22 protein-coding genes are annotated in these 22,906 nt (G+C 64.6%); 13 read left to right on the forward strand and 9 right to left on the reverse strand.

The annotated features are described in order from the left end of the window. Positions 1 to 48: 48 nt before the first annotated feature. Both AAG813_RS05310 and purM read right to left on the reverse strand, forming a co-directional pair. Positions 49 to 1,254 (reverse strand): MFS transporter, encoded by a 1,206-nt coding sequence (locus AAG813_RS05310; protein ID WP_341912581.1) that lies wholly within the window; start codon positions 1,252 to 1,254, stop codon positions 49 to 51. Between the two features lie 39 nt (positions 1,255 to 1,293). Then, positions 1,294 to 2,334, reverse strand: a complete 1,041-nt coding sequence (purM, locus tag AAG813_RS05315; RefSeq protein ID WP_341912583.1) for a phosphoribosylformylglycinamidine cyclo-ligase — start codon at positions 2,332 to 2,334, stop codon at positions 1,294 to 1,296. 94 nt (positions 2,335 to 2,428) lie between these two features. Here purM and AAG813_RS05320 point away from each other — a divergent pair, with 94 nt between their 5' ends. From AAG813_RS05320 to folK, 5 genes are all read left to right on the forward strand, one after another. Continuing rightward, positions 2,429 to 3,499, forward strand: a complete 1,071-nt coding sequence (locus AAG813_RS05320; protein ID WP_341912585.1) for an AI-2E family transporter — start codon at positions 2,429 to 2,431, stop codon at positions 3,497 to 3,499. A gap of 17 nt (positions 3,500 to 3,516) precedes the next feature. Next, positions 3,517 to 4,203 carry a DnaA regulatory inactivator Hda gene (hda, locus tag AAG813_RS05325; RefSeq protein ID WP_341912587.1) on the forward strand — a complete coding sequence of 229 codons (687 nt, stop codon included), beginning with the start codon at positions 3,517 to 3,519 and terminating at the stop codon, positions 4,201 to 4,203. Beyond that, positions 4,200 to 4,889, forward strand: coding sequence for an HAD family hydrolase (locus AAG813_RS05330; protein WP_341912590.1), 690 nt, complete (start codon positions 4,200 to 4,202; stop codon positions 4,887 to 4,889). Before hda ends, AAG813_RS05330 begins: the two co-directional genes overlap by 4 nt. Positions 4,890 to 4,951: 62 nt before the next feature. Further along, entirely contained in the window at positions 4,952 to 6,550 is a 1,599-nt protein-coding gene (pcnB, locus tag AAG813_RS05335; protein ID WP_341912592.1) for a polynucleotide adenylyltransferase PcnB, read from the forward strand. 11 nt (positions 6,551 to 6,561) lie between these two features. Then, positions 6,562 to 7,080, forward strand: coding sequence for a 2-amino-4-hydroxy-6-hydroxymethyldihydropteridine diphosphokinase (folK, locus tag AAG813_RS05340; protein ID WP_341912594.1), 519 nt, complete (start codon positions 6,562 to 6,564; stop codon positions 7,078 to 7,080). A gap of 11 nt (positions 7,081 to 7,091) precedes the next feature. Here the strand turns inward: folK and pdxH are convergent, their stop codons facing one another. Continuing rightward, the gene (pdxH, locus tag AAG813_RS05345; RefSeq protein WP_341912596.1) at positions 7,092 to 7,736 is read right to left on the reverse strand and encodes a pyridoxamine 5'-phosphate oxidase; all 645 of its coding nucleotides are present in this window, start codon (positions 7,734 to 7,736) and stop codon (positions 7,092 to 7,094) included. 84 nt (positions 7,737 to 7,820) lie between these two features. On the opposite strand from pdxH, the gene AAG813_RS05350 reads away from it, so the two are divergent. The 4 genes from AAG813_RS05350 to AAG813_RS05365 all read left to right on the forward strand — a co-directional run bounded on the left by AAG813_RS05350 (position 7,821) and on the right by AAG813_RS05365 (position 11,802). Then, entirely contained in the window at positions 7,821 to 8,393 is a 573-nt protein-coding gene (locus AAG813_RS05350; protein ID WP_341912598.1) for a TetR/AcrR family transcriptional regulator, read from the forward strand. Positions 8,394 to 8,489: 96 nt separating this feature from the next. Then, positions 8,490 to 8,948 carry a (2Fe-2S)-binding protein gene (locus tag AAG813_RS05355; protein ID WP_341912600.1) on the forward strand — a complete coding sequence of 153 codons (459 nt, stop codon included), beginning with the start codon at positions 8,490 to 8,492 and terminating at the stop codon, positions 8,946 to 8,948. Between the two features lie 11 nt (positions 8,949 to 8,959). After that, positions 8,960 to 11,239, forward strand: a complete 2,280-nt coding sequence (locus tag AAG813_RS05360) for a xanthine dehydrogenase family protein molybdopterin-binding subunit (protein ID WP_341912602.1) — start codon at positions 8,960 to 8,962, stop codon at positions 11,237 to 11,239. After that, complete coding sequence (locus AAG813_RS05365) at positions 11,239 to 11,802, forward strand: nucleotidyltransferase family protein (RefSeq protein ID WP_341912604.1); 564 nt, start codon at positions 11,239 to 11,241, stop codon at positions 11,800 to 11,802. The genes AAG813_RS05360 and AAG813_RS05365 overlap by 1 nt, the downstream gene beginning before the upstream one ends. Before the next feature lie 104 nt (positions 11,803 to 11,906). Here AAG813_RS05365 and AAG813_RS05370 read toward each other — a convergent pair whose 3' ends face one another. Together AAG813_RS05370 and AAG813_RS05375 are read right to left on the reverse strand one after the other, a co-directional pair. Next, on the reverse strand, positions 11,907 to 12,416 hold the full coding sequence (locus AAG813_RS05370; protein WP_341912606.1) for a superoxide dismutase family protein: 510 nt from the start codon (positions 12,414 to 12,416) through the stop codon (positions 11,907 to 11,909). 62 nt (positions 12,417 to 12,478) lie between these two features. After that, on the reverse strand, positions 12,479 to 13,105 hold the full coding sequence (locus AAG813_RS05375; RefSeq protein WP_341912608.1) for a gamma-glutamylcyclotransferase: 627 nt from the start codon (positions 13,103 to 13,105) through the stop codon (positions 12,479 to 12,481). Positions 13,106 to 13,209: 104 nt separating this feature from the next. Here AAG813_RS05375 and AAG813_RS05380 point away from each other — a divergent pair, with 104 nt between their 5' ends. The 3 genes from AAG813_RS05380 (at position 13,210) to eda (ending at position 16,412) form a co-directional block, all read left to right on the forward strand. Next, positions 13,210 to 13,764: an OmpA family protein gene (locus AAG813_RS05380; protein WP_341912609.1), complete on the forward strand. Its 555-nt coding sequence runs from the start codon at positions 13,210 to 13,212 to the stop codon at positions 13,762 to 13,764. A gap of 180 nt (positions 13,765 to 13,944) precedes the next feature. Next, positions 13,945 to 15,765, forward strand: coding sequence for a phosphogluconate dehydratase (gene edd / locus AAG813_RS05385; protein ID WP_341912611.1), 1,821 nt, complete (start codon positions 13,945 to 13,947; stop codon positions 15,763 to 15,765). A 41-nt stretch (positions 15,766 to 15,806) separates the two neighbouring features. Further along, positions 15,807 to 16,412, forward strand: a complete 606-nt coding sequence (gene eda, locus AAG813_RS05390) for a bifunctional 4-hydroxy-2-oxoglutarate aldolase/2-dehydro-3-deoxy-phosphogluconate aldolase (RefSeq protein ID WP_341912911.1) — start codon at positions 15,807 to 15,809, stop codon at positions 16,410 to 16,412. Between the two features lie 542 nt (positions 16,413 to 16,954). On the opposite strand, the gene AAG813_RS05395 is transcribed toward eda, so the two are convergent. Beyond that, positions 16,955 to 17,719: a CoiA-like domain protein gene (locus AAG813_RS05395; RefSeq protein WP_341912613.1), complete on the reverse strand. Its 765-nt coding sequence runs from the start codon at positions 17,717 to 17,719 to the stop codon at positions 16,955 to 16,957. Positions 17,720 to 18,250: 531 nt separating this feature from the next. On the opposite strand from AAG813_RS05395, the gene AAG813_RS05400 reads away from it, so the two are divergent. Beyond that, positions 18,251 to 18,832: a hypothetical protein gene (locus tag AAG813_RS05400; RefSeq protein WP_341912615.1), complete on the forward strand. Its 582-nt coding sequence runs from the start codon at positions 18,251 to 18,253 to the stop codon at positions 18,830 to 18,832. Between the two features lie 555 nt (positions 18,833 to 19,387). Here the strand turns inward: AAG813_RS05400 and AAG813_RS05405 are convergent. Genes AAG813_RS05405 through AAG813_RS05415 form a run of 3 tightly spaced genes read right to left on the reverse strand, consistent with a single transcriptional unit; the run spans position 19,388 to position 22,900 of the window. After that, positions 19,388 to 20,803 carry an amidohydrolase family protein gene (locus tag AAG813_RS05405; protein WP_341912617.1) on the reverse strand — a complete coding sequence of 472 codons (1,416 nt, stop codon included), beginning with the start codon at positions 20,801 to 20,803 and terminating at the stop codon, positions 19,388 to 19,390. Then, positions 20,800 to 21,855, reverse strand: a complete 1,056-nt coding sequence (locus AAG813_RS05410) for an aromatic ring-hydroxylating dioxygenase subunit alpha (RefSeq protein ID WP_341912619.1) — start codon at positions 21,853 to 21,855, stop codon at positions 20,800 to 20,802. Before AAG813_RS05410 ends, AAG813_RS05405 begins: the two co-directional genes overlap by 4 nt. Then, the gene (locus AAG813_RS05415; protein WP_341912621.1) at positions 21,842 to 22,900 is read right to left on the reverse strand and encodes a Rieske 2Fe-2S domain-containing protein; all 1,059 of its coding nucleotides are present in this window, start codon (positions 22,898 to 22,900) and stop codon (positions 21,842 to 21,844) included. Before AAG813_RS05415 ends, AAG813_RS05410 begins: the two co-directional genes overlap by 14 nt. Between the last annotated feature and the right edge of the window lie 6 nt (positions 22,901 to 22,906).

Here is a 22,906-nt window from a genome sequence, read left to right on the forward strand (position 1 = left end):
GCTAGTCTTTTTGTAGCAACAATGTCTTATTCAGGGGAGGCTCCGGCCTCAATCGCGCACCCGTACCCCGCGCCAGTACCCCAGCAGCGCCAGCGCCGCCAGGCTGAAGACCGCGCCCGCGACAAAGGTCACCGGGGCACCCAGCTGGTCCCACAACACCCCGGCCACCGTGCTGGCCAGCAGCATGGCCAGGCCGCTCATCAGGTTGAAAAACCCGAAGGCGGTTCCGCGCAGGTCGGCCGGCGCGGCGTCGGCCACCATGGTGGCCAGCAGGCCCTGGGTCATCGCCATGTGCAGGCCCCACAGGGCAATGCCGGCCCAGACAAAGGTCCAGTGGTTGCCCGAGGCCAGCACCACGTCCGCGGCGATCAGCACCACCAGTCCCGCCGCCAGCAGCTTGGTGTGGCTCATCTGGTCCGACAGTTTGCCGAAGGGGTAGGCGCCCAGGGCGTAAACGATGTTCATGCCGATCAGCACCAGCGGCGTCCAGGCGACGGGCAGGCCGCCCTGCAGCGCGCGCAGCACCAGAAAGGCTTCGCTGAAACGCGCGAGGGTGAAGACGGCGCCAATCACGACCACCCGCCAGTACGGCGCCCCCAGCCGCCGCAACTCGTCCCGGCTGATCGGATTGCGGCGCGGCGCCGCCGCCTTGTCCCGTGCCGGTGCGGGTTCCTGCACGCCGAACAGCAGCAAGGCCACCGCCATGAAACCCGGAACCATGGCGACCCAGAAAATCGCCCGGAAGTCGTTGGCCCAGAGCAGCATCAGGCCCATGGCGAGCAGCGGCCCGACAAAGGCCCCCACGGTGTCGAGCGACTGGCGCAGCCCGAAGGCCGCACCGCGCATGCCGGACGGGGCCAGGTCGGCCACCAGCGCATCACGCGGCGCGCCGCGTATGCCTTTTCCGGTGCGGTCGATCAGGCGGGCGGCCAGCACCATGCCGGTGGTGGTCGCCAGCGCAAACAGCGGTTTGGAGGCGGCGCCCAGGCCGTAACCCAGCACCGCCAGCGGCTTGCGCCGGCCCCAGTAGTCGCTGAACACGCCCGAGAAGACCTTGACGATCAGGGCTGTGGCCTCGGCAACCCCTTCAATCAGGCCGACGGCCCACATGCTGGTGCCCAGCACCGTCACCATGAAGACCGGCAACAGGCTGTGGATCATCTCGGAGGAGATGTCCATCAGCAGGCTGACAAAACCCAGTGCCCAGATGGCGGCGGGAAGGCGCCGTGGCGGGATGGGGGGTGTACCGGGCATGGCGGGGTGATCCGTGTGGTCTGCCCCGTGCCATGTGCCCTAGCTGACGGTGACCGCGGCGCCGTCGCCCTGAGGTGCAATCACACCGATCTCATACACCTGCTCGCCGGCGTCGCGCAGGGTTTTGGCGGTGGCCTGGGCATGGGCGGCATCCACCACCACGACCATGCCGATGCCGTTGTTGAAGGTGCGGTTCATCTCGAAGTCGGAGATGGCGGCGGTTTTCTGCAGCCAGGCAAACAGCTCGGTCTGCGGCCAGCTGCCCTTTTTCAGGTGGGCGGCCGTGCCTTCGGGCAACACGCGCGGAATGTTTTCCAGCAGGCCGCCGCCGGTGATGTGGGCCAGCGCCTTGATCGGGTGGGCGGCCAGGGCGGCCAGCACGTTTTTCACGTACAAGCGGGTGGGCTCCATCAGGGCCTGCCTGAAAGGCTGGCCGTCCAGCGTGGCGGGCAGGTCGGCGCCGGCGCGCTCGATACATTTGCGCACCAGGCTGAAACCGTTGGAATGCACGCCGCTGCTGGCCAGGCCCAGCACCACGTCGCCGGGCTTCACATCCTTGCCGGTGAGAATTTTTGACTTTTCAACGGCGCCCACGGCAAAACCGGCCAGGTCGTATTCGCCCTCGGGGTACATGCCCGGCATTTCGGCGGTTTCGCCGCCTATCAGTGCGCAGCCGCTGAGTTCGCAGCCTTTGGCAATGCCGCCGACCACCGCGGCGGCGGTGTCCACATCGAGCTTGCCGCAGGCAAAGTAATCCAGGAAGAACAGCGGCTCGGCGCCCTGCACCAGCACGTCGTTGACGCTCATGGCCACCAGGTCGATGCCCACCGTGTCGTGCATGGCCCATTCGAACGCCAGGCGCAGCTTGGTGCCGACGCCGTCGGTGCCGCTGACCAGCACCGGCTCCTTGTAGCGTTTGGGCACCTCGAACAGCGCGCCAAAGCCGCCAATCCCGGCCAGCACGCCTTCGCGCATGGTTTTCTTGGCCAGGGGCTTGATGCGTTCAACCAGGGCGTCGCCCGCGTCGATGTCAACGCCGGCGTCTTTGTAGCTCAGGGGGGAAGGGGAGGAGGTGGTCATGCTGCTTGAGTGGTGGGAAGGGGCCGGCGGGACGGACATGCAAGCCCGATAGAATCCAAGCCAAGATTCTAAGGGTTCACCCCCGTCCGCCTGCATGCAATTTACTTCCACCCAAAAACGTACAGCCGCCTGGTGCCTGATCGCGGCCCTGGTGATGCTGGCGTTGTGGCTGCTGGGGCCGGTGCTCACGCCTTTTGTGGTGGGCGCCGTGCTGGCCTATGTGCTGACGCCGGTGGTGAACTGGCTCGACGGCCTGGGCCGCGGACGGATGCCGCGCGTGCTGGCCGTCCTGATCGTGGAGACCCTGTTCATCCTGATCCTGCTGTCCATCCTGCTGCTGGTGGTGCCGATTTTTGCCAAGGAACTGCCGCTGCTGCGCGAGCAACTGCCGCTGCTGGCCGATCGCGTCAACAATGCCCTGGGGCCGTGGCTGGCGCAGTTCGGCATCACGGTCTCGCTGGATGTGGCCAGCATCAAGGCCTTTGTCGGCAAGTACCTCAGCACCAATTTCGAGGATGCCTTCGGCTCGGTGCTGTCCTCGCTCAAACTCGGTGGCAGCGTGGCGCTGGCCATCGTGGGCAATGCAGTGCTGATTCCGGTGGCCCTGTTTTTCCTGCTCAAGGACTGGGACCGGTTTGTGGCGCTGCTGGTGGAGCTGGTGCCACCTTCGCTGCGCGCTTCCTTTGACAGCTTCATGGCGGAGTCCGACCTGGTGCTGGGCCAGTACCTGCGCGGCCAGTTGCTGGTCATGGGCACACTGGCGGTTTATTTCAGCGTGGCGCTGGCCCTGTTCGGCTTCGACCTGGCCGTGCCGGTCGGTGTCTTCACAGGCCTGGCGTTTTTTATTCCCTACCTGGGCTTCGGGCTGGGGTTGCTGCTGGCCCTGTTGGCCGGCATCCTCCAGTTCGGCGGCCTGTATGGCGTGCTGGTGGTCGCCGGCGTCTATGGCGCGGGGCAACTGGTCGAGAGTTTGTACCTGACGCCGCGCCTGGTCGGTGAGCGTATCGGCTTGCACCCGCTGGCCGTCATTTTTGCCCTGCTGGCTTTCGGACAGCTGTTCGGCTTTCTCGGCGTGCTGATTGCCTTGCCGGCCAGCGCGGTGCTGCTGGTGGGCATTCGCCGCCTGCGCGCCAGCTACATGCTGAGCAAGCTCTACCAAAGCTGAGGACAACAATGACAGGCATGAAGCAGATTGCACTGGACATCGGGCTGGCATCGCCGCCGTCGTTCGCCAATTTTTTTGCCGGCCCCAACGAGGCGGCGCTCAGGCACCTGGAACTGTGGGCCGGCAACAGCCTGCGCTCCCCGGTGCCGACCTACCTGTGGGGAGAGCCCGGCAGCGGCAAGACCCACCTGCTCAAGGCCGTCAGCGAGGCGCTGCGCGAGCAGGGCGCGTCGGTGGGCTGGCTCGATGCCTCCATGCTGGAGCCGCCCGAATTCAACGAAAAATGGGCGGCGGTGATCATGGACGACTGCCACCTGTACACTGCGGTGCAGCAGCAGGCGGCCTTCAACTGGTTCGTCAACGCGCTCAATGCCGCCGACGGCCACCCGCGCTGGGTGCTGGCGGCCGGCAACGCGCCGCCGGCCGACCTGGCCCTGCGCGAAGACCTGCGCACGCGCCTGGGCTGGGGCCATGTGTTTGCGCTGCAGGCCCTGACCGAACCGGAGCGTCGTGCCGTGCTGCGCCAGGAGGCGGACGCGCGCGGCGTGTTCCTCAGCGATGAGGCCATGGATTTCATCCTGAGCCGCTTCTCGCGCGACCTCGGCAACCTGATGCAACTGCTGGACCAGCTCGACGCCTACGCGCTGCAGACCCAGCGCGCGATCACGATTCCGTTGATCAAATCCATGCTGGAGACCCTGTGACATCACGCCCTGGCGCCGCAAAACGGCGCATCGCCCTGTTCGACCTCGACCACACGCTGATTCCCATCGATTCCGACTACGAATGGGGCGAGTTCACGATTGCGCTGGGCTGGTGCGAGGGCCATGAGTTCAAGCGCCGCAACGCCGAGTTTTATGCCCACTACCAGGCCGGCACGCTCGACATCCATGACTACATGCGTTTTGCCACCCAAGCCATCCGGGAGCAGGGTGCTACAAAATCGATAGCTGCTCACGCCCGTTTCATGAACGAAATCGTGCAAAAAGGCATACAAACCGCGGCGCTGGACTTGGTCCGCAGCCACCAGGCGGCGGGTGACGACACCGTGATCGTCACCGCCACCAACGAATTCGTGACCCGGCCCATCGCCGACGCGTTCGGGGTGGCCGAGCTGATTGCGGTGGAACTCGAGCGTGATGCCGCCGGCCAGCTGACCGGTGAAATCCGCGGCACCCCGTCGTTCCGGGAAGGCAAGGTGGCCCGGGTCCAGCAGTGGCTGGCCGACCGCGGGCTGCACTGGGACACGGTGGAAAGCACTTTTTACAGCGACTCCATGAACGATCTGCCCTTGCTGGAAAAAGTCACGCACCCGGTGGCCACCAACCCTGATGAGCGCCTGCGGGCGATCGCCACCGAGCGCGGATGGCGCATACTTGAGCTGTTCTAACTGCTGGAGGCCAGGCCCCTTGCCCTGCAAGCGCGGCCAGCCCGGCACAATCTCCTGATTCCATGATCAAAAAATTTATCGACAAGCTGTTTGGCAAGTCTGCCAGTCCCGCCAGCGGTGCCACCCGGTCCAAAAAATCGGTTTTCGGGGAGCGCCGCGAAGTCGGCCCCCAGGACCATGCGATCAACCCCAAACTCGTTGATGAACGCGCGATGGACGTGGTGCACACCCTCAAGCGGGCCGGCTACGAGGCCTTCATTGTCGGCGGTGCGGTGCGCGATCTGCTGGTCGGCCTGCGTCCCAAGGACTTCGACGTGGCCACCAACGCCACGCCCGAGCAGGTCAAGTCGCTGTTTCGCCGCGCCTTCATCATCGGCCGGCGCTTTCGCATCGTGCATGTGATCTACGGCCGCGGCCGCGAGCACGAGGTGATCGAGGTCTCGACCTTCCGCGCGCATCTGGACAGCAGCCTGGCCGAGCAGGTCGGTGGCAACGAGCGCACCAGCAAGAGCGAGCTCGCCGGCATGAAACACGCCGTGGACGCCTCCGGCCGCGTGCTGCGCGACAACGTCTGGGGCCCGATGGAAGAAGATGCCGCACGGCGCGACTTCACCATCAACGCCATGTATTACGACCCGGAAACGCAGATCGTGGTGGACTATCACCACGGCATCCGCGACGCGAAGAAAAAGATCATCCGCATGATTGGCGATCCGGCCACGCGTTACCGCGAAGACCCGGTGCGCATCATCCGCGCCGTGCGTTTTGCCGCCAAGCTCAGCGATCTGGGCTTCAAGTTTGAAGAAAAGACCGTGGCACCGCTGCGCGAGATGAAAGGGCTGCTGGCCGATGTGCCGCAGTCGCGCCTGTTTGACGAAATGCTCAAGCTGCTGCAAACCGGCCACTCGCTGGCCAGCATCGAGCAACTCAAGTTCCTCGGCCTGAACACCGGCATCTACCCCTTGCTGGATGTGGTGGTGGACACCTCGGAAGAACCCTTCCTGCAACTGGCGCTGCTCGACACCGACCGCCGCGTGGCCGAAGGCAAGCCGGTTGCGCCCAGCTTTCTGCTGTCCTGCGTGCTCTGGGCCGATGTGCGCGAAGGCTGGGCCAAGCGCCTCAAGCGCGGTGAACACACCATGCCCGCCTTGCAGGACGCGATCGACGATGCCTTCAACGCCAAGATCGGCGATGTGTCGGGCCGCGGCAAGCTGGGCACCGACATGCGCGAGATCTGGACCATGCAGCCGCGTTTTGAAAAGCGCACCGGCAGCTCGCCATATTCGCTGCTGGAGCAGCCGCGCTTTCGCGCCGGCTTTGACTTCCTGCGCCTGCGCGCGCAGACCGGCGAGATCGAACCCGAGTTGTCCGAGTGGTGGGAGAAATTCAGCACTGCTTACGACGACGAACGCCACGAGATGGTCGAGCAGGCAAAGCTCGAGCAGTCGAAAAAACCGCAGCCGCCGCGCACCCGCGTCAAGCGCGCAGAAGGTGACGCGCCGCGCGGCGACGATGCCGGCCATGGCCCGGCACCTGCGCCGGAAACCGGTGAATTCGGTGAACCCGCGCCCGCCAAAAAGCGCCGGCGCCGCCGCAAGCCGGCCAACCGCGAAGGCGGCCCGACTGCCGGTCCGGCCTCCGACACCCCCACCGACTTTTAAGTCAGCCGGCCATGGGGACGGCCCTGCGCCCTGAGCGGTCCGATGTTTTCACGGCTTACGTCGCGCTGGGTGCCAACCTGGGTGACGCCGCCACGGCGGTGCGGGCGGCCATGGACGCCCTGGCTCACGTGCCGCTGACCCGGGTGACCCGCCGCTCCAGCCTGTACCGGACCGCCCCGCTGGCCGACGCGGGCGACACGCCCGGTCCGGCCGCCGGTGGCGACTACATCAATGCCGTGGTGGAAATACAGACGGCCCTGAGCGCGCCCGAGCTGCTGCGCGAGCTGCAGGCCCTGGAACAGGCCGCCGGCCGCGAGCGGCCTTACCGCAACGCGCCGCGCACGCTGGACCTCGATCTTCTTTTATATGGCAGTGGTCGCATCGATTCAGCCCGCCTCACCGTGCCACACCCGCGCATGGATCAGCGCGCTTTTGTGCTGGTGCCGCTGGCGGAAATCGCGCCGGGGCTGGTGCCGCAGGCGCAGCTCGACGCGGTGGTGGGTCAGGCGATCCAGCGTCTGGATACCTGAGGCGGCCGGCTTCAGGGCGCCAGGCGCTCGCGCAGCCAACCCGCCTCGACCTGGGTGTAGCGCAGCCGGTCATGCAGCCGGCTCTTTCGGCCCTGCCAGAACTGCCAGTTGTCGGGCTTGAGCCGGTAGCCGCCCCAGTGCGGCGGCCGTGGCGGCTGCAGCAAAAATTTCGCGCCGTACTTCGCCGCATTGGCCACCAGCACGCTGCGGCCGGAGATCACCTGGCTCTGCGGGCTGGCCCAGGCGCCGATGCGCGAATCCAATGGCCGGCTGTGGAAGTATTCGTCGCTTTCCTCGGCAGATACCTTTTCGACCCGACCTTCGATGCGCACCACGCGCTCGAGCTCGACCCAGTGAAACTGCAACGCGGCGAAGGGGTTGGCGGCCAGCTCCTGGCCCTTGCGACTCTCGTAATTGGTGTACCAGACAATGCCGCGCTCGTCATACCCCTTGATCAGCACCACGCGGGTCGAAGGACGTCCGTTGGCAGCCACCGTGGCCACCGTCATCGCGTTGGGCTCGGGCACCTCGGCCGCAATGGCTTCCTTGAGCCACTGATCGAACTGCAGCAGCGGATCGGCATGCGAGGCCTCTTCGTTGAGTTCGGCGCGTTCGTAGCTTTTGCGCAGGTCGGCAATGGAAGTGGGTTGGCTCATGCCTGTGATTGTGCACGGGTCCACCGGGCGCCGGAGTGCGGGCTCTTGAAAGCGAATTAATATTCGGCTATATTCCCGCTTCCGATGAAACCCAAAGACGACGAAAAACAGCGTGCGATCGCCGAGGCCACCTTTGACCTGGTGGCCCGGACCGGCCTGAGCGGCCTGACCATGGCCGAGATTGCCCGCAGCGCCGGCATTGCGACCAGCACGCTGTACGTCTATTACCCATCCAAGGACGAGCTCATCAGCCAGCTCTACCAGGACGCCAAAACCGCCACCATGCAGCGCCTGATGGAAGGTGTGGTGCCGGGCGCCTCGCTGCGCAGCCGGGTGCGCCGTATCTGGGGCAACCTGCTGCGGCACCGGCTGGAGCGTTATGCCGAGGTGGTGTTCCAGGAGCAGTATTACAACTCGCCCTGGTTCACCGAAGGCAACCGCGAACTGTCGACCCGGCTCGCGGCCGGCTTCCTGGCGCTCATGGAAGAGGGCCAGCAGCAGGAGATTTTCAAGGCGGTGCCGCTGCCGCTGCTGACGGCCAGTGTGGTGGGCTCGGTGCGCGAAACCGCCAACCTGATCCGCACCGGCGTGTTGCCCGACGACGAGGTGGTGCGGCAGGCCGCCTTCACCTTGTGCTGGGACGCCATCAAGGCCTGAGCCTCACATGCGATGCTAATGCCCACCTAATTTAAGCGAATAAGAATTCGTCAACTTTTCCTCCCCCAACAACAATCCCCCACAAGGAGTTCCACGATGCCCACCCTGAATATCAACGGCAAGGACGTCCCGGTTAATGCCGACGCTTCCACCCCCATTCTCTGGGCCCTGCGTGACACGCTGGGCATGACAGGCACCAAGTTCGGCTGCGGTGCCGCCCTGTGCGGCGCCTGTACCGTACACCTCAACGGCGCGGCCATCCGCTCCTGCGTGACGCCGGTATCGGCGGCCGTGGGCCAGAAGATCACCACCATCGAAGCCGTGGGCAATGACCGCGTCGGCCAGGCGGTGCAGGCCGCCTGGGTCAAACACGACGTGGCCCAGTGCGGCTATTGCCAGAGCGGCCAGGTGATGAGCGCCACCGCGCTGCTCAAGACCCAACCCAAACCGACCGATGCCGACATCGACGCGGCCATGGCCGGCAACATCTGCCGCTGCGGCACTTACGTGCGCATCCGCGCTGCCATCAAAGACGCCGCCGTGGCCCTGGCTTGAAGGAGATCGCCATGTACAACACCACTTCTTCCGACATCTTCCATCAGCTGCCAAAAGGCCTGCAAGCCCTTGTGCAGCAAGCGCAGGATGCTCCTGAAAACGGAGCGATGGAAGGCCTGCAACGGCGCAGCTTCCTCAAGGTCGCCACGGTCGGCGGGTTTGCGCTGGGCGCGTTTCCGATGCTGGCGCAGTCCCAGGGCGCAGCGCCCGCTGCCGCCGCTTCCGCGCTGAAACCGACCCAGCAGCCCTCGGCCTTTGTGCGCATCGACAAGGACGGCACGGTCACCGTGACCATCAACCGCCTCGATTTTGGCCAGGGTGTGCAGACGGGCCTGCCGATGATCCTGGCCGAGGAACTCGACGCCGACTGGCGCCTGGTGAAAAGCCAGCACGGCAACGCCGACCCGGCCTATGTGGACCCGGCCTTCGGCATGCACCTGACCGGCGGCTCGGGCTCGATCAAGAATTCCTACACCCAGTACCGCGAACTCGGCGCGCGCACACGCGCCATGCTGGTGGCGGCGGCCGCGGCGCAGTGGGGCGTGGACGCCGCCGGCCTCCGCACCCGCGAGGGCGTGGTGATCGGCCCCGGCGGCAAACGCCTGGGTTATGGCGAACTGGCCGAAGCCGCGATGAAGCAGCCGGTGCCGGAGCAGGTCACGCTCAAGGACCCGAAACAGTTCCGCATCATCGGCCAGCCTACGGGCCGCCTCGATGCCCGCGCCAAATCCACCGGCACCCAGAGTTACGGCATCGACGTGCGGCTGCCTGGCCTGCTGACGGCCGTGGTTGCACACCCGCCGGTGTTCGCCGGCAAGATCCGTTCACTTGACGACGCCGCTGCGCGCGTCATCCCCGGCGTCAAGGCCGTGTTGCGTGTGCCGCTGGACCGCGGCGGCGAGGGTGTGACCGTGGTCGCCGACGGCTATTGGGCGGCCAAGCAGGGCCGTGACGCACTCAAGGTCGAGTGGGACAGCAGCGCGGTCGAAAAGGTGGACAGCACCCAACAGCTGGCCAGCTACCGCGCGCTGGCGCAAACCACCGGGGCCATCAAGTACGCCGCCGATGTCGGCAAACTCGCCGCCGCGCCGAAAAAAATCAGCGCCGAGTTTGTGTTTCCTTACCTCGCTCACGCACCCATGGAGCCGCTCAATTGCACGGTGCAGTTCAGCGGCCAGGGCGCCGACACGCGCGCCGAACTCTGGCTGGGCACGCAGATGCCGGGCCTGGACACCATGGCCGCCGCCAAGGTGCTGGGTGTGGCGCCGCAGAATTTGAAGATGAATGTGCAGATGGCCGGCGGTGGTTTCGGCCGCCGTGCCATTCCGAGCAGCGACTATGTGGTGGAGGCCTGCACCGTGGCCAAAGCCGCACGCGCCGCCGGCCTGAACGCCGCGGTGCGCACCTTGTGGAGCCGCGAGGACGACGTCAAGGGCGGTTATTACCGTCCCATGCACGTTCACCGCGCCGAGATTGGTTACGACGCGCAGGGCAACATCCTCGCCTGGGACCATGTGATCGTCGGCCAGTCCATCGTGGCCGGTTCGCCGTTTGAAGCCTTCATGGTCAAGGACGGTGTCGACGGCACCATGGTCGAAGGCATGAAGGAGCCCTACGACATCCCGATGCGGTTGTCGGTGCACCACCCCAAGGTCAATGTGCCGGTGCTCTGGTGGCGCAGTGTCGGTTCCACCCACACGGCGTATGTGATGGAAACGCTGATCGACGAGATCGCGCGCAGCAGCGGCCAGGACCCGGTGGCGTACCGCATGAAGCAGTTCGGCTCGAAACATCCGCGGCACCGTGCGGCACTGCAACTCGCGGTGGACAAGTCCGGTTACGGCAAACGCACACTGGCGGCCGGGCGCGCCTGGGGCGTGGCGGTGCACGAGTCTTTCAACACGGTGGTGGCCTACGTGGTCGAAGCTTCGGTCAAGGACAAGACACCGGTGCTGCATGCGGTGACGGCCGGCGTGCACTGCAACCTGGCGATCAACCCGACCAGCATCGAAGCGCAGATCCAGGGTGCGGCGCTGATGGGGCTGTCCATGTGCCTGCCGGGCGCGGCCATCACCCTGAAGGACGGCGTGGTCGAGCAAAGCAACTTCGGTGATTTCCCGGTGCCGCGCATCACCGACATGCCGGCGGTCGCCGTGTTCATCGTGCCGAGCGCCGATGCGCCCACTGGCCTGGGCGAGCCCGGCCTGCCGCCGCTGGCACCGGCCTTTGCCAACGCCGTGGCGCGCCTGACCGGCCAAGCGCAGCGCGAGCTGCCCTTCAAGCTGGCCTGATGGACACCGCCCGACCTGAGGCCGATTTGCCCACGGTGCTGGTGCTGGCCTCGGGCCGCGGTGAACGTTTCACCGCGTCCGGTGGCCACACCCACAAGCTGCAGGCCCTGCTGGCCGGCAAGCCGGTGCTGCGGCACACGATGGACGCGGTGATCGCCAGCGGCTTGCCCTGGCACCTGGAAGACGCGGGCCATCCCGGCATGGGCGACTCGATTGCGGCGGCGGTGCGTGCCACGCCGGATGCAGCGGGCTGGCTGGTGTTGCCGGCCGACCTGCCGCTGGTGCGCAGCGACTCGCTGCGCGCCGTGGCCAGTGCGCTGGCGCAGCACGCGGTGGTGATCCCGCTGCACCAGGGCCAGCGCGGCCACCCGGTCGGGTTTTCGGCGGCGTGCCGCGACGCCTTGCTCGGCTTGAAGGGAAATCAGGGTGCGGCGCCCGTGGTACGGGCGCAGGAAGCTATGAATTCAGTAGCGTTTCTGGCGCTTGACGATATCGGTGTTGTGACCGACATCGACACCGTGGACGATCTGGCGCGCGCCGAAAAGTTGCTGGCTGCGCGCTGATCGGTCTTATTCAAGCAGGGGCCGCGGAACCGGCTTTGCCGGGCCGCAGGCGCAGCGGCCCCCTCGGGGGGCAGGGAGCTACACGCAGTGAGCGACCGTGGGGGCTAACGTATGACGGCACAGGCCAGCCGCGGGCCGGCGTTACCGGTCGGCTGGGTTTTGTAGTCATCGGGGTCGCGGTGAACAATCAGGCCTTTGCCGACGATGTCGGTCACGCCGCTGCCGACGGCCAGGGAGCCTGATTCAAAGTTGAAGCGGGCCACACCGCCGGCGTCGGCTTTCAGGCTGGGCAGGTCGCCGGTGTGGTGCATGCCCATGCCGTGGCTGCCGTGCGGCGCGCCGGTGGGGTTGAAGTGCCCGCCCGCACTCATGCCGTCGCCGCTGGAGCAGTCGCCTTTTTCATGCACATGGAAACCGTGTTCCGCATTCGGCTTGAGGCCGCGGATTTCACCGCTCACCAGGACCTTGTTGCCCTTCTGGACAAAACTGACGCTGCCGCTGGTGGTATTGCCGGTGGTGGGCTGCAGCTGCGCGGTCGCGCGCGGACCGCCGGGGGTGCTGGCACAGGCGCCCAGCAGGGCGGCCGTGGTCAAGAGAAGAAGGGTTGTTTTCATGGTGTCTCCAGGTTAAGAACAAGTTCCAGGTCGGTGTGGAAAGACTTCGATGAAGCCTGACTTTAGGCCTGCGGCTCGTCGCTGGCAATCCCCGCCTGCGAGAGGCTGAGCAGGCGCGCCAGCCGGGTGTCCGAAATGCCGTGGCTGTGCAGGCTTTCCAGCGTCTGGCGCGCATAGTCGTGCGTGGTGCCGTAGCGGCCGCAGGCTGCGGAAAAAATCTCGCGGTAACGTGCTTCGCTGAGCTCGCCGGTGAAGTTCGGGCTGCGCCGCGACAGCGTGAAGGCAAGCGCCTGGACCGTTCCCCTTTCGGTGTTGCAGCGCAGCGAGCGCGGGTCGTACACCCCGGTCACCATCTCGCGCAGCCAGAGCCTGGCCACCACGTCCTGCACTTCGTGCCGGGGCACGCGGTAGACCACGCCGTGGCAGCTGCCGCCCGAGAGCAGCGCAAACACCAGCCCCGGGCACTCGGGCGTGCCGCGGTTGATGCGGCTCCACATTTTCAGCGCCCGGTGCCAGCCATGCACCCGCGCGCGCCGGACTTCGGCAAAGTCGAAATCGGGCCGCCAGATCAGCGAGGCATAACCGAAGATCCAGAGGTCCTCGCGGCCGCCCCACTGGTGCAGAAAACGCTCCAGCATGGGGGCCGGATCACGCAGGACGGGCAGGTCGGTAGGCGGGGGAATGTCCACAGCCAGACTTTACAATGACCGGCTTCTACCGGTCCAGCTGCCGGTTATTTTTTGCGGCTGGCACGGGCCGCCGCAGCCTGTGCGTTTTTCAGGGAGTGTTGTCAATGTCTTCTGCATCGGATGATGAACCGCTGGGTCTGGTCCTGGGCCTTGTTTTTGCCCTGGTTGCCCTCGTGATCGCGCTGGTGCTAGGCGCGGCGCTGCATCGCCAGGGTGCGCCGGCCTTGCCTGCCGTGGCAGGCGTTGCCGCGTTGCCGGTGATGGCCGCGCCGGTGCCCGTTGCGCCGGCCCCTGCCGCGCCACCCGTTCCGTCGGCGCAGGCCGTGTCGGATGCCGCCAGCATCACCGTGGAATACGGTGTGGTGAAATTTTATTTTGCGTCCGGCGAGGCCGAGCTGGCGCCCGGCGCTGGCGCGGCACTGGTCGATGTGGTCAGGGCAGCGAAAACAGGCAAGAAAGTGGTGATTGCAGGTTTTCACGATCCCAAGGGCGATGCCGCGGTCAATGCCGCACTGGCCCGCCAGCGCGCGCTGGCAGTGCGCGATGCACTGAAGGCAGCCGGTGTGGCCGACAGCCAGATCACGCTGCAAAAACCCGAGCAGATGGCCGGCTCGGGCAGCGACGCCGAGGCGCGCCGGGTCGAGATCAGGATTCAATAAGGCTGCGGCAAGACGGCGCGCTACGGGGCCTTCACGAGCCAGTGGCGCCGCGCCTCTTGTCCCTGCGTGGTACCCGGTCTGTAACCCGCGGCTTTCCAAAGCGGGGCGAAGCAAGTACGATGGGCGTCGTAATAAAGTTACCGACCCCTCTTCAGCCACCGCACTGGCAGCCCACTTCCCATGACCCTTCATTCGACCGTCGCCGACGTCACCGCACGCATCCGCGAGCGCAGCTTCGCAACGCGCAGCGCCTACCTGCAGCGCCTGAACGGCGCGGCCACCCGGGCCATCAGCGTGGACCGCATGGGCTGCGGCAACATCGCGCATGCGGTCGCCGGCATGCCGCTGGACGACCGCTTCAAGGTCGTGACGCAGCGCGCGCCCAACATCGGCATCGTCACTGCCTACAACGACATGCTGTCGGCCCACACGCCGCTGCAGCCTTATCCGGACCTGATCAAGTGGGAGGCGCGCCTGCACGGCGCCACCGCCCAGGTCGCCGGCGGTGTACCGGCCATGTGCGACGGCGTCACCCAGGGCACGCCGGGCATGGAACTCAGCCTGTTCAGCCGCGACGTGATTGCCATGGCGACGGCGGTGTCGCTGAGCCACGACATGTTCGATGCGGCGCTGATGCTGGGCGTGTGCGACAAGATCGTGCCCGGCCTGCTGATAGGCGCCCTGCATTTCGGCCACCTGCCCATGGTGTTCGTGCCGGCCGGCCCGATGCCGTCCGGCTTGCCCAACAAGGAAAAAGCCCGCGTGCGCGAACTCGCCGCCCAGGGCCTGGTCGGGCGCACGGAGTTGCTCGAGGCCGAACTCAAGAGTTACCACAGCCCCGGCACCTGCACTTTTTACGGCACGGCCAACAGCAACCAGATGCTGCTCGAAGCCATGGGCCTGCATGTGCCCGGCACCGCGTTTGTCAACCCGGGCGGCGACCTGCGCGACGAACTCACGCGTGAGGCAGCGCGCACCGTGCTGGGCATCGTCAAGTCGTCAAAACGGTTTTCGCCGATCGGGAAAATCGTCGATGAAAAAGCCATCGTCAATGCGATGGTGGCGCTGCTGGCCACCGGCGGCTCCACCAACCACCTGATCCACTGGGTTGCTGTCGCGCGTTCGGCCGGCATCCTGATCGACTGGGATGATTTTTCCGCCCTGTCCGCGGTGGTGCCGCTACTGACCCATGTCTACCCCAATGGCAGCGCCGACGTGAACCAGTTCCAGGCGGCCGGCGGCACCGGCTTTGTGATCCGCGAGCTGCTCGATGCCGGCTTCATGCACGAGGACGTGCTGACGGTGCGCGCCGGCGGCATCCGCGAATACACACGCGAGCCGGCCATGGTGGAGGGCAAGCTGGCCTGGCACGAGATGGGCGCGACGAAAGACGAGGCCATCGTGCGGCCGGCCAGCGCGCCTTTCAGCGCCACCGGCGGCCTCAAGCTGCTGCAGGGCAACCTCGGGCGCAGCGTGATCAAGGTTTCGGCCGTGCCCGACGACCGCCATGTGGTCGAGGCGCCGGCGCGGGTCTTCGATTCGCAGGAAGATTTGCACCGGGCCTTCCAGGCCGGCGAGCTGGACCGCGACGTGGTCTGTGTGGTGCGCTGGCAGGGTCCGCAGGCCAATGGCATGCCCGAGCTGCACAAACTCACGCCGCCGCTGGCGGTGTTGCAGGGCAAGGGCTTCAAGGTGGCGCTGGTCACCGACGGCCGCATGAGCGGCGCCTCGGGCAAGGTGCCGGCGGCCATCCATGTGTCGCCCGAAGCGGCGGCCGGCGGCCCGCTGGCGAAAGTGCGCGACGGCGACATCGTGCGGGTCGACGCGCTCGTCGGCACACTGAACGTGCGGGTGGCGGACGCCGACTGGGCGGCGCGGCCGACCGCGGTCATGCCGCAGACGCTGCGTGATGCCAATGGTCAGGGTTTGGGGCGCGAACTGTTTGCCGGCATGCGCCGGCACGCGCTGACGGCAGAAGAAGGAGCGTTATCTTGGATGTGAATCTCGATCCGGCGGCTGGTCCGCTGACGGCCCTGCAGGTGATGCAGGATGCGGCGGTCATTCCGGTGATTGTGCTGACCGATGTGGCCCATGCCGTGCCGCTGGCGCGCGCGCTGGTGGCCGGCGGCATCCGCATGCTGGAAGTGACGCTGCGCACGCCGCAGGCGCTGGCCTGCATCGAAGCCATCGCGCGGGACGTGCCCGAAGCGGTGGTCGGTGCCGGCACCGCACGCAGTGCCGCCGACGTGCAGGCCTGCGCCATGGCCGGCGCGCGTTTCATCGTCAGCCCGGGTTACACCCACGCGGTCGGCGCAGCCTGCCGCGATGCCCACCTTCCGCTGCTGCCCGGCGTGGCCACCGCCAGCGAAATCATGGCGGCGCAGGAAGACGGCTTCACCGAGCTCAAGTTTTTCCCGGCCCTGCAGGCCGGCGGCCTGGCCATGCTCAAGGCCTGGAACGGGCCCTTTGGCGACGTGAAGTTCTGCCCTACAGGCGGCATCACGGCAGCCAACGCAGCCGATTTTCTTGCGCTGCCCAACGTGGTCTGTGTCGGCGGCTCCTGGCTGGTGCCTGCAGATGCGCTGGCGCGCGGCGACTGGAGCCGCGTGACCGAGCTGGCCCGGCAGGCAACTGGCTTGCCGAGATAGCCTGCTTTATAGGTCGAATTGGCCTTCAGCCCTTTGGAGACGGTCGTCAGAAGCTATTGAATTCATAGCGAACGCAGCGTTTTGTCTGTCATCCCGGACCTGATCCGGGATCCATGCAGGCAATCCTCCAACGCCGTTCGGGCTGAGCTTGTCGAAGCTTGTGCAAGCTTGCCGCGGCTGCGGGTCTTCATACAAGCCGGGTCTCGCCCCGGCGGGCGACTCACTTTCTCTTGCGTCGCCAAGAGAAAGTAAGCAAAGAGAAGGCGACCCGATGGTCTGGGGCCCTCCGCTTCGCTGCGGGCAACCTGCGGTGCTCGCCGAAAACGGGGTCGAGCTCGAACTCGCCTTCGGCTCAGACAATCGCTCGCCCTGATCCGTTTTCGGCTCCGCTCCTCGGCCCAGCCCGACGGGCGGGGGACGAATTCGGGTACCTGCTTGTACCGTGCGAAATCATTTTCCGCAAGCTGGGTACATTGCCTGCCGCATCCGAAGATGAGAAGTTCAAACCTGAACGCTTTACGACCGGTAGCTTCGACTAATCATCACAAAGATGCAGGCGTTTGCGGTATTGCTTCGAGGTTGATGCGCACCAGCGTTGACTTACGTATCCTGCGAACGCAGCGCACCCCGCGACTGTCATAGAGCTGGAGCCAGTAGAGTTCATCTGTCCCGAAGTCCAGCAGCACAGGCATGGTGCTCTCGTACCAGACAGCGCGCGGCCGCTTCCACGTGTAAAAGTGATGTCCTCTGTAGTCACGTTGAATCTGTTCCTCAATGTCGCGACGCTGATGCATAAGCACAAGTCTCAGGTTAGGGTCACGCTCCGATGGTCGCCAGTAAGCAGCAGCGGTTTCGAAAAAGAAGGCATCCTTGCAGAGTTCGGACTTCGGATCAGGGAGCTTGAGTGGATTAATCTCGAACTGCGAAGCGAACGAACGCGCATCAACAATCCAGATCATGTGCTTGTAGAAAGCTTCCCTTGAGCGCAATTCATCAGCAGGCATAGCGGAATGCTGTAGCTCGATAACCATACCGTTAGCAGTCCTAACGTCTGCAATGTGTTTCTCGCCTGTGACTGCGTCAGTCTGAATGACCTCCTGCCAAGCTTCAGGGAACTGAGCCTTCCAATTGCGATGCCATTCTGTTTCGTTCTCCCACCAAGGATCACAATGCCTTCCTTTGTGTGCCCAATGCCAAACAAGCTTTTCCCCGCACTTAGGTACAGCAGGCAATGCGCAGCCCGGACAGACACCCTTGAGACCGGGGTGGGCTTTTTGACGTACTCCATCGACAAGTGCTAACTGCATAAGCATCTTTCACTGTGCATTTATGTACTTGAATTGTGCGATATTCAAGCTTCAATGCGCTGATACGATCCGGCATGGGAGAAGCAACATGAGTGATGAGAAGGATTCCGGAATGCCCAGGTGGCTTGTGGAAGCGCTGACAGTCGGCATATCGCTGTCACCTACGCTGCTACTGACTATCAACAAGGAACTGGGCGATTGGCTATCAAGCAGGACAAACAATTCGCTCTCAATCGGGACTGTTCTACTGTTGGTCATCATCGCGTTCCTGTGCGTGCTTGTCGTCCGCACCCGCTTATGGCTGCGATGGGACGTACCGACAGGCACTTGGATAAGCCGCACAAATGGGTTCAGGTACTGCGAGAAGTGCCGCAGCAATCGTAAGTCACTGTCTCCGCTAAAGAATGAACGTACAGGCTGGCGCTGCATGAGCTGTCAACAGTTCTACTTCGATCCTGAGCGTGCAAGCGACCCCACAGCATCACCGCGTGCATTGATAAGAGCAGCACGCCCACGCATCTGAGGCAACAGATGCCAACGCCGCTTTATCCTGTCCTCAAGCAGCGCATTGATGATGCAGTCAGAGTGTTTCTGCAGAACCAAGTCACACCATGGGCATTCTTTCGCACAGACAAGACGCTCACAATACGGACGTTCTTTGGCAAGGAGATTACCTATTCAGGCATGCAGTTCGAGGACACGCCGCGGGACGTATTCTGGGCTCAAGTGGACCCTTTCCTTCAAGACATGATTGGTAAGGAGATAACAGCAGCAGTTGCGATGGCTAAGGAGCGTGAGGTTGATGCCAGGCTCGTATTGCCAGAGGTTCAAGAACTGCTGTTCTCTGCATGCAAAATGATTTACGAACGCATGCTGAGCATCGACCAAAGGCTTAATTCTCAAAGCAACCCACGCGGCGGAGACATAACCATAGGAGGACTCTTCGTGCGCTTTGAAGAGATTATCGGTGAACGTATAAAGGGAGAACTAGCGTTACTGAAGCCGCAATCAAAGCTCCGTAAATGGTACACAGGCAACCAACACATAGTCTTCATTGTGGGTACAGTGCTTACTGTTGTTGGGCTTGTTCTCAAGGCATTCGGCTTGTTCTGATAGGAAATCATTCGCCTAAACAATGACCCGATGCGCAATGCAGCAGGGAAAGAAGTGCATACGTTGGAGTTACGGCGCGTGAACTGTTTCAAGTAGGTTTTTTGTGTCGACCGTGACGATATTGACCCAAAAAACGGCAAGAAAAATGCTGATTTTGGTTGACTGTTAGTGACAAGACACAGTGATAAAGCAGTGATCAACGGCAGAGAACTGAAAGTGATGCGAAAGTGATTGCCACGTCTGCCACCAATCACATCCGTCACTGCACGAAAGACATAGATGGAACCTATTCCAACCGTGATCGCATCAGACAAAACCTGATTGACCACTTTGGTGAACTTGGTCAACCACAGTGAAACCCACAACATCACTCAACTGCAATACAACTTGTATTTCTGTGGCCGTGCAAGAGCGTTGATCTATATTGAGACGAGCCGTTGACGCGCTAGCCGGTGAAAGCCGGGAGAAGCCGTTTCACGCTGGTCTGTATGCAAAAACAGGCTTCAGCCCTTGACAGACTGGATTGTCAGCTAAAAAAAAGAGCAAATCAGCCATTCACAGCGAGCTGAGCAGGCGTTTCACCGCCGCGCGCGCCTGCTGGCCCAGCTCGGCCAGATCCAGCCCGGGCACGGCGCCATCACGCACGATCTCGTTGCCGCCGCGCAGCAGCACCTTGAGATGCGCCGCACCGCCGCTGGCGACCGGGCCAATGGCCGGGTCGTGCAGGCCGAAATAACGCGGGTCGCGGTCCAGCGCGTAAATCGCGATGTCCGCCGCCTGGCCAATCGCCAGGCTGCCGATGCCGGGCAGGCCCAGCACCCGCGCGCCGCCGGCCGTGCCCCAGCGCACCACGTCTTCCACCGTGGTGGCCGCTGCGTCGGCTTCACCCTGGCCGCCGCGGTGCAGCGCCGTGGTGGCTTCGCCGGCCTTCGCGCGCTGCATCAGCCAGGCCGCATGGGTTTCCGACAACATGTCGGCCGCTTCGTTGGAGGCGGCGCCGTCCACACCGATGGACACCGCGGCGCCGGCGGCTTCGAGCGCCCGCACCGGTGCGATCCCACTGCCGAGACGGCCGTTGCTTTGCGGACAGTGCGCGATGCCGGTGCCGGTGGCACCCAGCAGCGCGATCTCGTCGGCGTCGAGCTTGACCAGGTGGGCGAACCAGACGTCGCTGCCCAGCCAGCCCACGCTTTCGCAGAAGTGCACCGGCTTCATGCCGTGCTGGTTGAACACGCTGTCCTGGTAGTGCACGGTTTCCGACAGGTGCGAATGCAGGCGCAGGCCGAGGCGGCGCGCCACGTCGGCGCATTCGCGCAACTCCTGCGGCCGCATGGAATGCGGCGGCGTGGTCGGTGCCACCACGATGCGCCGCATAGCGTCGGGCGCGCTGTCGTGAAAACGCGCGGCCAGGCGTTCAATGTCGGCCAGGTAGGCATCCAGTGTTTCCGGCCGCGAAGCCGGTGGCAGTTCGCCCTCCTTCTGGCGCGACAGCGTGCCGCCGCCGCGGCACAGCACAAAACGCAGGCCCAGTGCGTCGGCTTCCTCGAACAGGATGGCCGAACTGTCGTAAGGCATGTCCGGGTAGTAGTGGTAGTTGTGGTCGGCCACGGTGGCGCAGCCCGACAGCGCGAGTTCGACCAGGCCAATGCGCGCGGCCAGCCGGAACATGCCCTCGTCCATGGCCGGGCGCAGGCGCATCGGTGTGGCTGCGAGCCAGGGCGTCAGCGTGGCGTTGATGCCCAGCAGGTCGCCCTTGAGCAGCGACTGGAACAGGTGGTGGTGGGTGTTGACCCAGGCCGGGTAAACGACGCAGCCGCTGGCGTCGATCTGACGTTCGCCCGGCTCGGGGCTGAGTTTGCCCATGGCGGCGATCTTGCCCTGCTGGACCCGGATGTCGGGGCCGGCATGGCGCGCCGCTGCTCCAGGCAGCCCGGTCAGGATGGCCGTGGCGTTGCGGATCAGCAGATTCATGCGAAAGCCTTGATGGTGGGCTGTTGCGCGACGTTCCCGCGGTGGATTTCTTCCTCGCCATGGGCACGCAGCAAGTCCAGCAGCTGTTTGCGGATGACCAGGCCGGGCTTGTCCGAGGGCATGTGAAATTCCACCTTGCGTGTGGTGTCGACGCAGGCGTCGGCGTCGGTGGCTTCGAGGATGTCGCGGTCCTCGGCGGTGATGGCAGCGTCCCAGTCAATCAGCTTTTGCGTCGGGCAGATTTCCTCGCTGTCGTTGCGGTACAGCCACTGCACCAGCATCATGCGTTCGTCGTCGATCGGCGTGGCGCAGTTGTAGATGATGTGGTCAACGCCGCTGGCCGGGTAGGTGCAGCCGAAGCGTCGTGCAAACGGCAGGTAGTAGCGGTTGATCAGGTGGCGCTCGGTGATGGGTTCGGTCGTGCCCGTGACCTGGTGGCCGGCTTCGATATTGCGGATCGGCACATGGGTCTCGGCCTCGAAGCCATAGTCGGTTTCGGTGAAGGTGTAAGGCGCGGGTTTCGGATTCTCGAGGATGCCGAAGTTGGCTTTGTGCACATAGGAAAAGTGCGAGTTGTCGAAGGAGTTTTCCATCATGCGCAGCGGGCTGGTTTTCCATTCCTCATAGAACTGGAAAATTCGGCGGTAGCCGGGCGCACCGTCTTCGGGGAAATGCGGAATTGGTTTGAGCGGGTCGTCCAGCGCGACCCAGACGTAGCCGTATTTTTCCTGGGCGCGGTAGGCCGGCACTTTCGCGCCTGCCGGAATCACCATGTCCGGGTTCTGCGGAATTTTCACGCAGGTGCCGGTGCAGTCGTAAGTCCAGCCGTGGTAGCCGCAGACGATGTGGCCGTTTTCGACCGTGCCTTCGGACAGTTTGGCGGTGCGGTGGCAGCAGCGGTCGCGCACCGCGGCCGGTGTGCCGTCGGCCTGTTTCCACAGCACGATGTCCTCGCCCATCAGGGTGAAGGGCTGCGGGCCGGCGTCCAGCGCCGTCATCGGCATCAGTGCGTACCAGAAGCGGCGCAGCACCGCTTGTTTAGTGGTCAGCATGGGCCGCCTCCTTCTGGACAGGGTGGATGCGGGTCCAGCTGAATTTCTCGGTCTCGCCGTGCTCGTGCAGCAGCTGCAGCAGGCGCTTGCGCATCAGCATGCCGGGCCGGTCGCTGGCCATGCTCTGCTCGTCGCGGCGCGCCACGTCCACCGGGGCGTCAGCGTCCACTGATTCGAGGATGACCTTGTCTTCCAGTACCACCTTGGTGTCCCACGCGTTGAGCAGCTCGGCCGGGCAGTCCGCTTCTGTGTCATTGCGGTACAGCCACTGGATCAGCTGCACGTGGTGGTCGTCGATGGGGGTGGCGCAGGTGAAGATGGTGTGCTTGATGCCGCTCGGGTAGACCAGCCCCAGCTTGCGCAGAAAGGGCAGGTGCCACTGGTTGGAGAACTGGCGCTTGGTCGTCGGCTCGGTCGTGCCGGTGATGCGGTGCGACTGCGGCGGGTTGTTGATGCTGATGACCATGCTGGCCTCAAAGCCGTAGTCGGTCTCCACCAGCGAAAAGTGCTCCGGCTTGGGCTGGCCGCCCTGGCCGAAGGTGCCGGCATGCACAAAGGCGAAGTGCGCCGAGTCGAAGGAGTTTTCCATCAGGCGCAGTGCGCCGGTGGCCCAGCGCTCGTCGAACTGGTGGATGCGGCGGTAGCCCAGCGCTTCTTCCTCGGTGTCCAGCAGGGGCAGCAGCGGGTCCTCAAGCGCGACCCAGGCGTAGCCGAATTTTTCCTGGCAGTGGAAGGCCGGCACCCTGGCGCCTGCCGGAATTTGCAGGTCCGGTGCCTGCGGAATTTTCACGCAGGCGCCGGAGCAGTCGTAGGTCCAGCCGTGGTAGCCGCAGACGATGTGGTCGCCCTCGACAAAACCCTTGGAGAGTTTGGCGGTGCGGTGGCAGCAACGGTCGCGCACGGCGGCGGGCGTGCCGTCGGACTTTTTCCACAGCACGATATTTTCGCCCAGCAGGGTGAAGGGCTGCGGGCCGGCGGCGAGTCGGGTCATCGGCATCACGGCGTACCAGAAGCGCCGCAAGACCGGTTGTTGGGTGACGAGCATGGTGGG

The organism is Polaromonas sp. YR568 (genome assembly GCF_943371715.1).
In the GTDB taxonomy this organism is placed as follows: Bacteria; Pseudomonadota; Gammaproteobacteria; order Burkholderiales; family Burkholderiaceae_C; genus Polaromonas.

What these genes read in the sequence shown, in the direction of transcription:
- AAG813_RS05310 (WP_341912581.1), bottom strand. Translation starts at nt 1,254, where the DNA reads ATGCCCGGTACACCCCCCATCCCGCCACGGCGCCTTCCCGCCGCCATC.
- purM (WP_341912583.1), bottom strand. Translation starts at nt 2,334, where the DNA reads ATGACCACCTCCTCCCCTTCCCCCCTGAGCTACAAAGACGCCGGCGTT.
- AAG813_RS05320 (WP_341912585.1), top strand. Translation starts at nt 2,429, where the DNA reads ATGCAATTTACTTCCACCCAAAAACGTACAGCCGCCTGGTGCCTGATC.
- hda (WP_341912587.1), top strand. Translation starts at nt 3,517, where the DNA reads ATGAAGCAGATTGCACTGGACATCGGGCTGGCATCGCCGCCGTCGTTC.
- pcnB (WP_341912592.1), top strand. Translation starts at nt 4,952, where the DNA reads ATGATCAAAAAATTTATCGACAAGCTGTTTGGCAAGTCTGCCAGTCCC.
- folK (WP_341912594.1), top strand. Translation starts at nt 6,562, where the DNA reads ATGGGGACGGCCCTGCGCCCTGAGCGGTCCGATGTTTTCACGGCTTAC.
- pdxH (WP_341912596.1), bottom strand. Translation starts at nt 7,736, where the DNA reads ATGAGCCAACCCACTTCCATTGCCGACCTGCGCAAAAGCTACGAACGC.
- AAG813_RS05350 (WP_341912598.1), top strand. Translation starts at nt 7,821, where the DNA reads ATGAAACCCAAAGACGACGAAAAACAGCGTGCGATCGCCGAGGCCACC.
- AAG813_RS05355 (WP_341912600.1), top strand. Translation starts at nt 8,490, where the DNA reads ATGCCCACCCTGAATATCAACGGCAAGGACGTCCCGGTTAATGCCGAC.
- AAG813_RS05360 (WP_341912602.1), top strand. Translation starts at nt 8,960, where the DNA reads ATGTACAACACCACTTCTTCCGACATCTTCCATCAGCTGCCAAAAGGC.
- AAG813_RS05365 (WP_341912604.1), top strand. Translation starts at nt 11,239, where the DNA reads ATGGACACCGCCCGACCTGAGGCCGATTTGCCCACGGTGCTGGTGCTG.
- AAG813_RS05370 (WP_341912606.1), bottom strand. Translation starts at nt 12,416, where the DNA reads ATGAAAACAACCCTTCTTCTCTTGACCACGGCCGCCCTGCTGGGCGCC.
- AAG813_RS05380 (WP_341912609.1), top strand. Translation starts at nt 13,210, where the DNA reads ATGTCTTCTGCATCGGATGATGAACCGCTGGGTCTGGTCCTGGGCCTT.
- edd (WP_341912611.1), top strand. Translation starts at nt 13,945, where the DNA reads ATGACCCTTCATTCGACCGTCGCCGACGTCACCGCACGCATCCGCGAG.
- eda (WP_341912911.1), top strand. Translation starts at nt 15,807, where the DNA reads ATGCAGGATGCGGCGGTCATTCCGGTGATTGTGCTGACCGATGTGGCC.
- AAG813_RS05395 (WP_341912613.1), bottom strand. Translation starts at nt 17,719, where the DNA reads ATGCAGTTAGCACTTGTCGATGGAGTACGTCAAAAAGCCCACCCCGGT.
- AAG813_RS05400 (WP_341912615.1), top strand. Translation starts at nt 18,251, where the DNA reads ATGCCAACGCCGCTTTATCCTGTCCTCAAGCAGCGCATTGATGATGCA.
- AAG813_RS05405 (WP_341912617.1), bottom strand. Translation starts at nt 20,803, where the DNA reads ATGAATCTGCTGATCCGCAACGCCACGGCCATCCTGACCGGGCTGCCT.
- AAG813_RS05410 (WP_341912619.1), bottom strand. Translation starts at nt 21,855, where the DNA reads ATGCTGACCACTAAACAAGCGGTGCTGCGCCGCTTCTGGTACGCACTG.
- AAG813_RS05415 (WP_341912621.1), bottom strand. Translation starts at nt 22,900, where the DNA reads ATGCTCGTCACCCAACAACCGGTCTTGCGGCGCTTCTGGTACGCCGTG.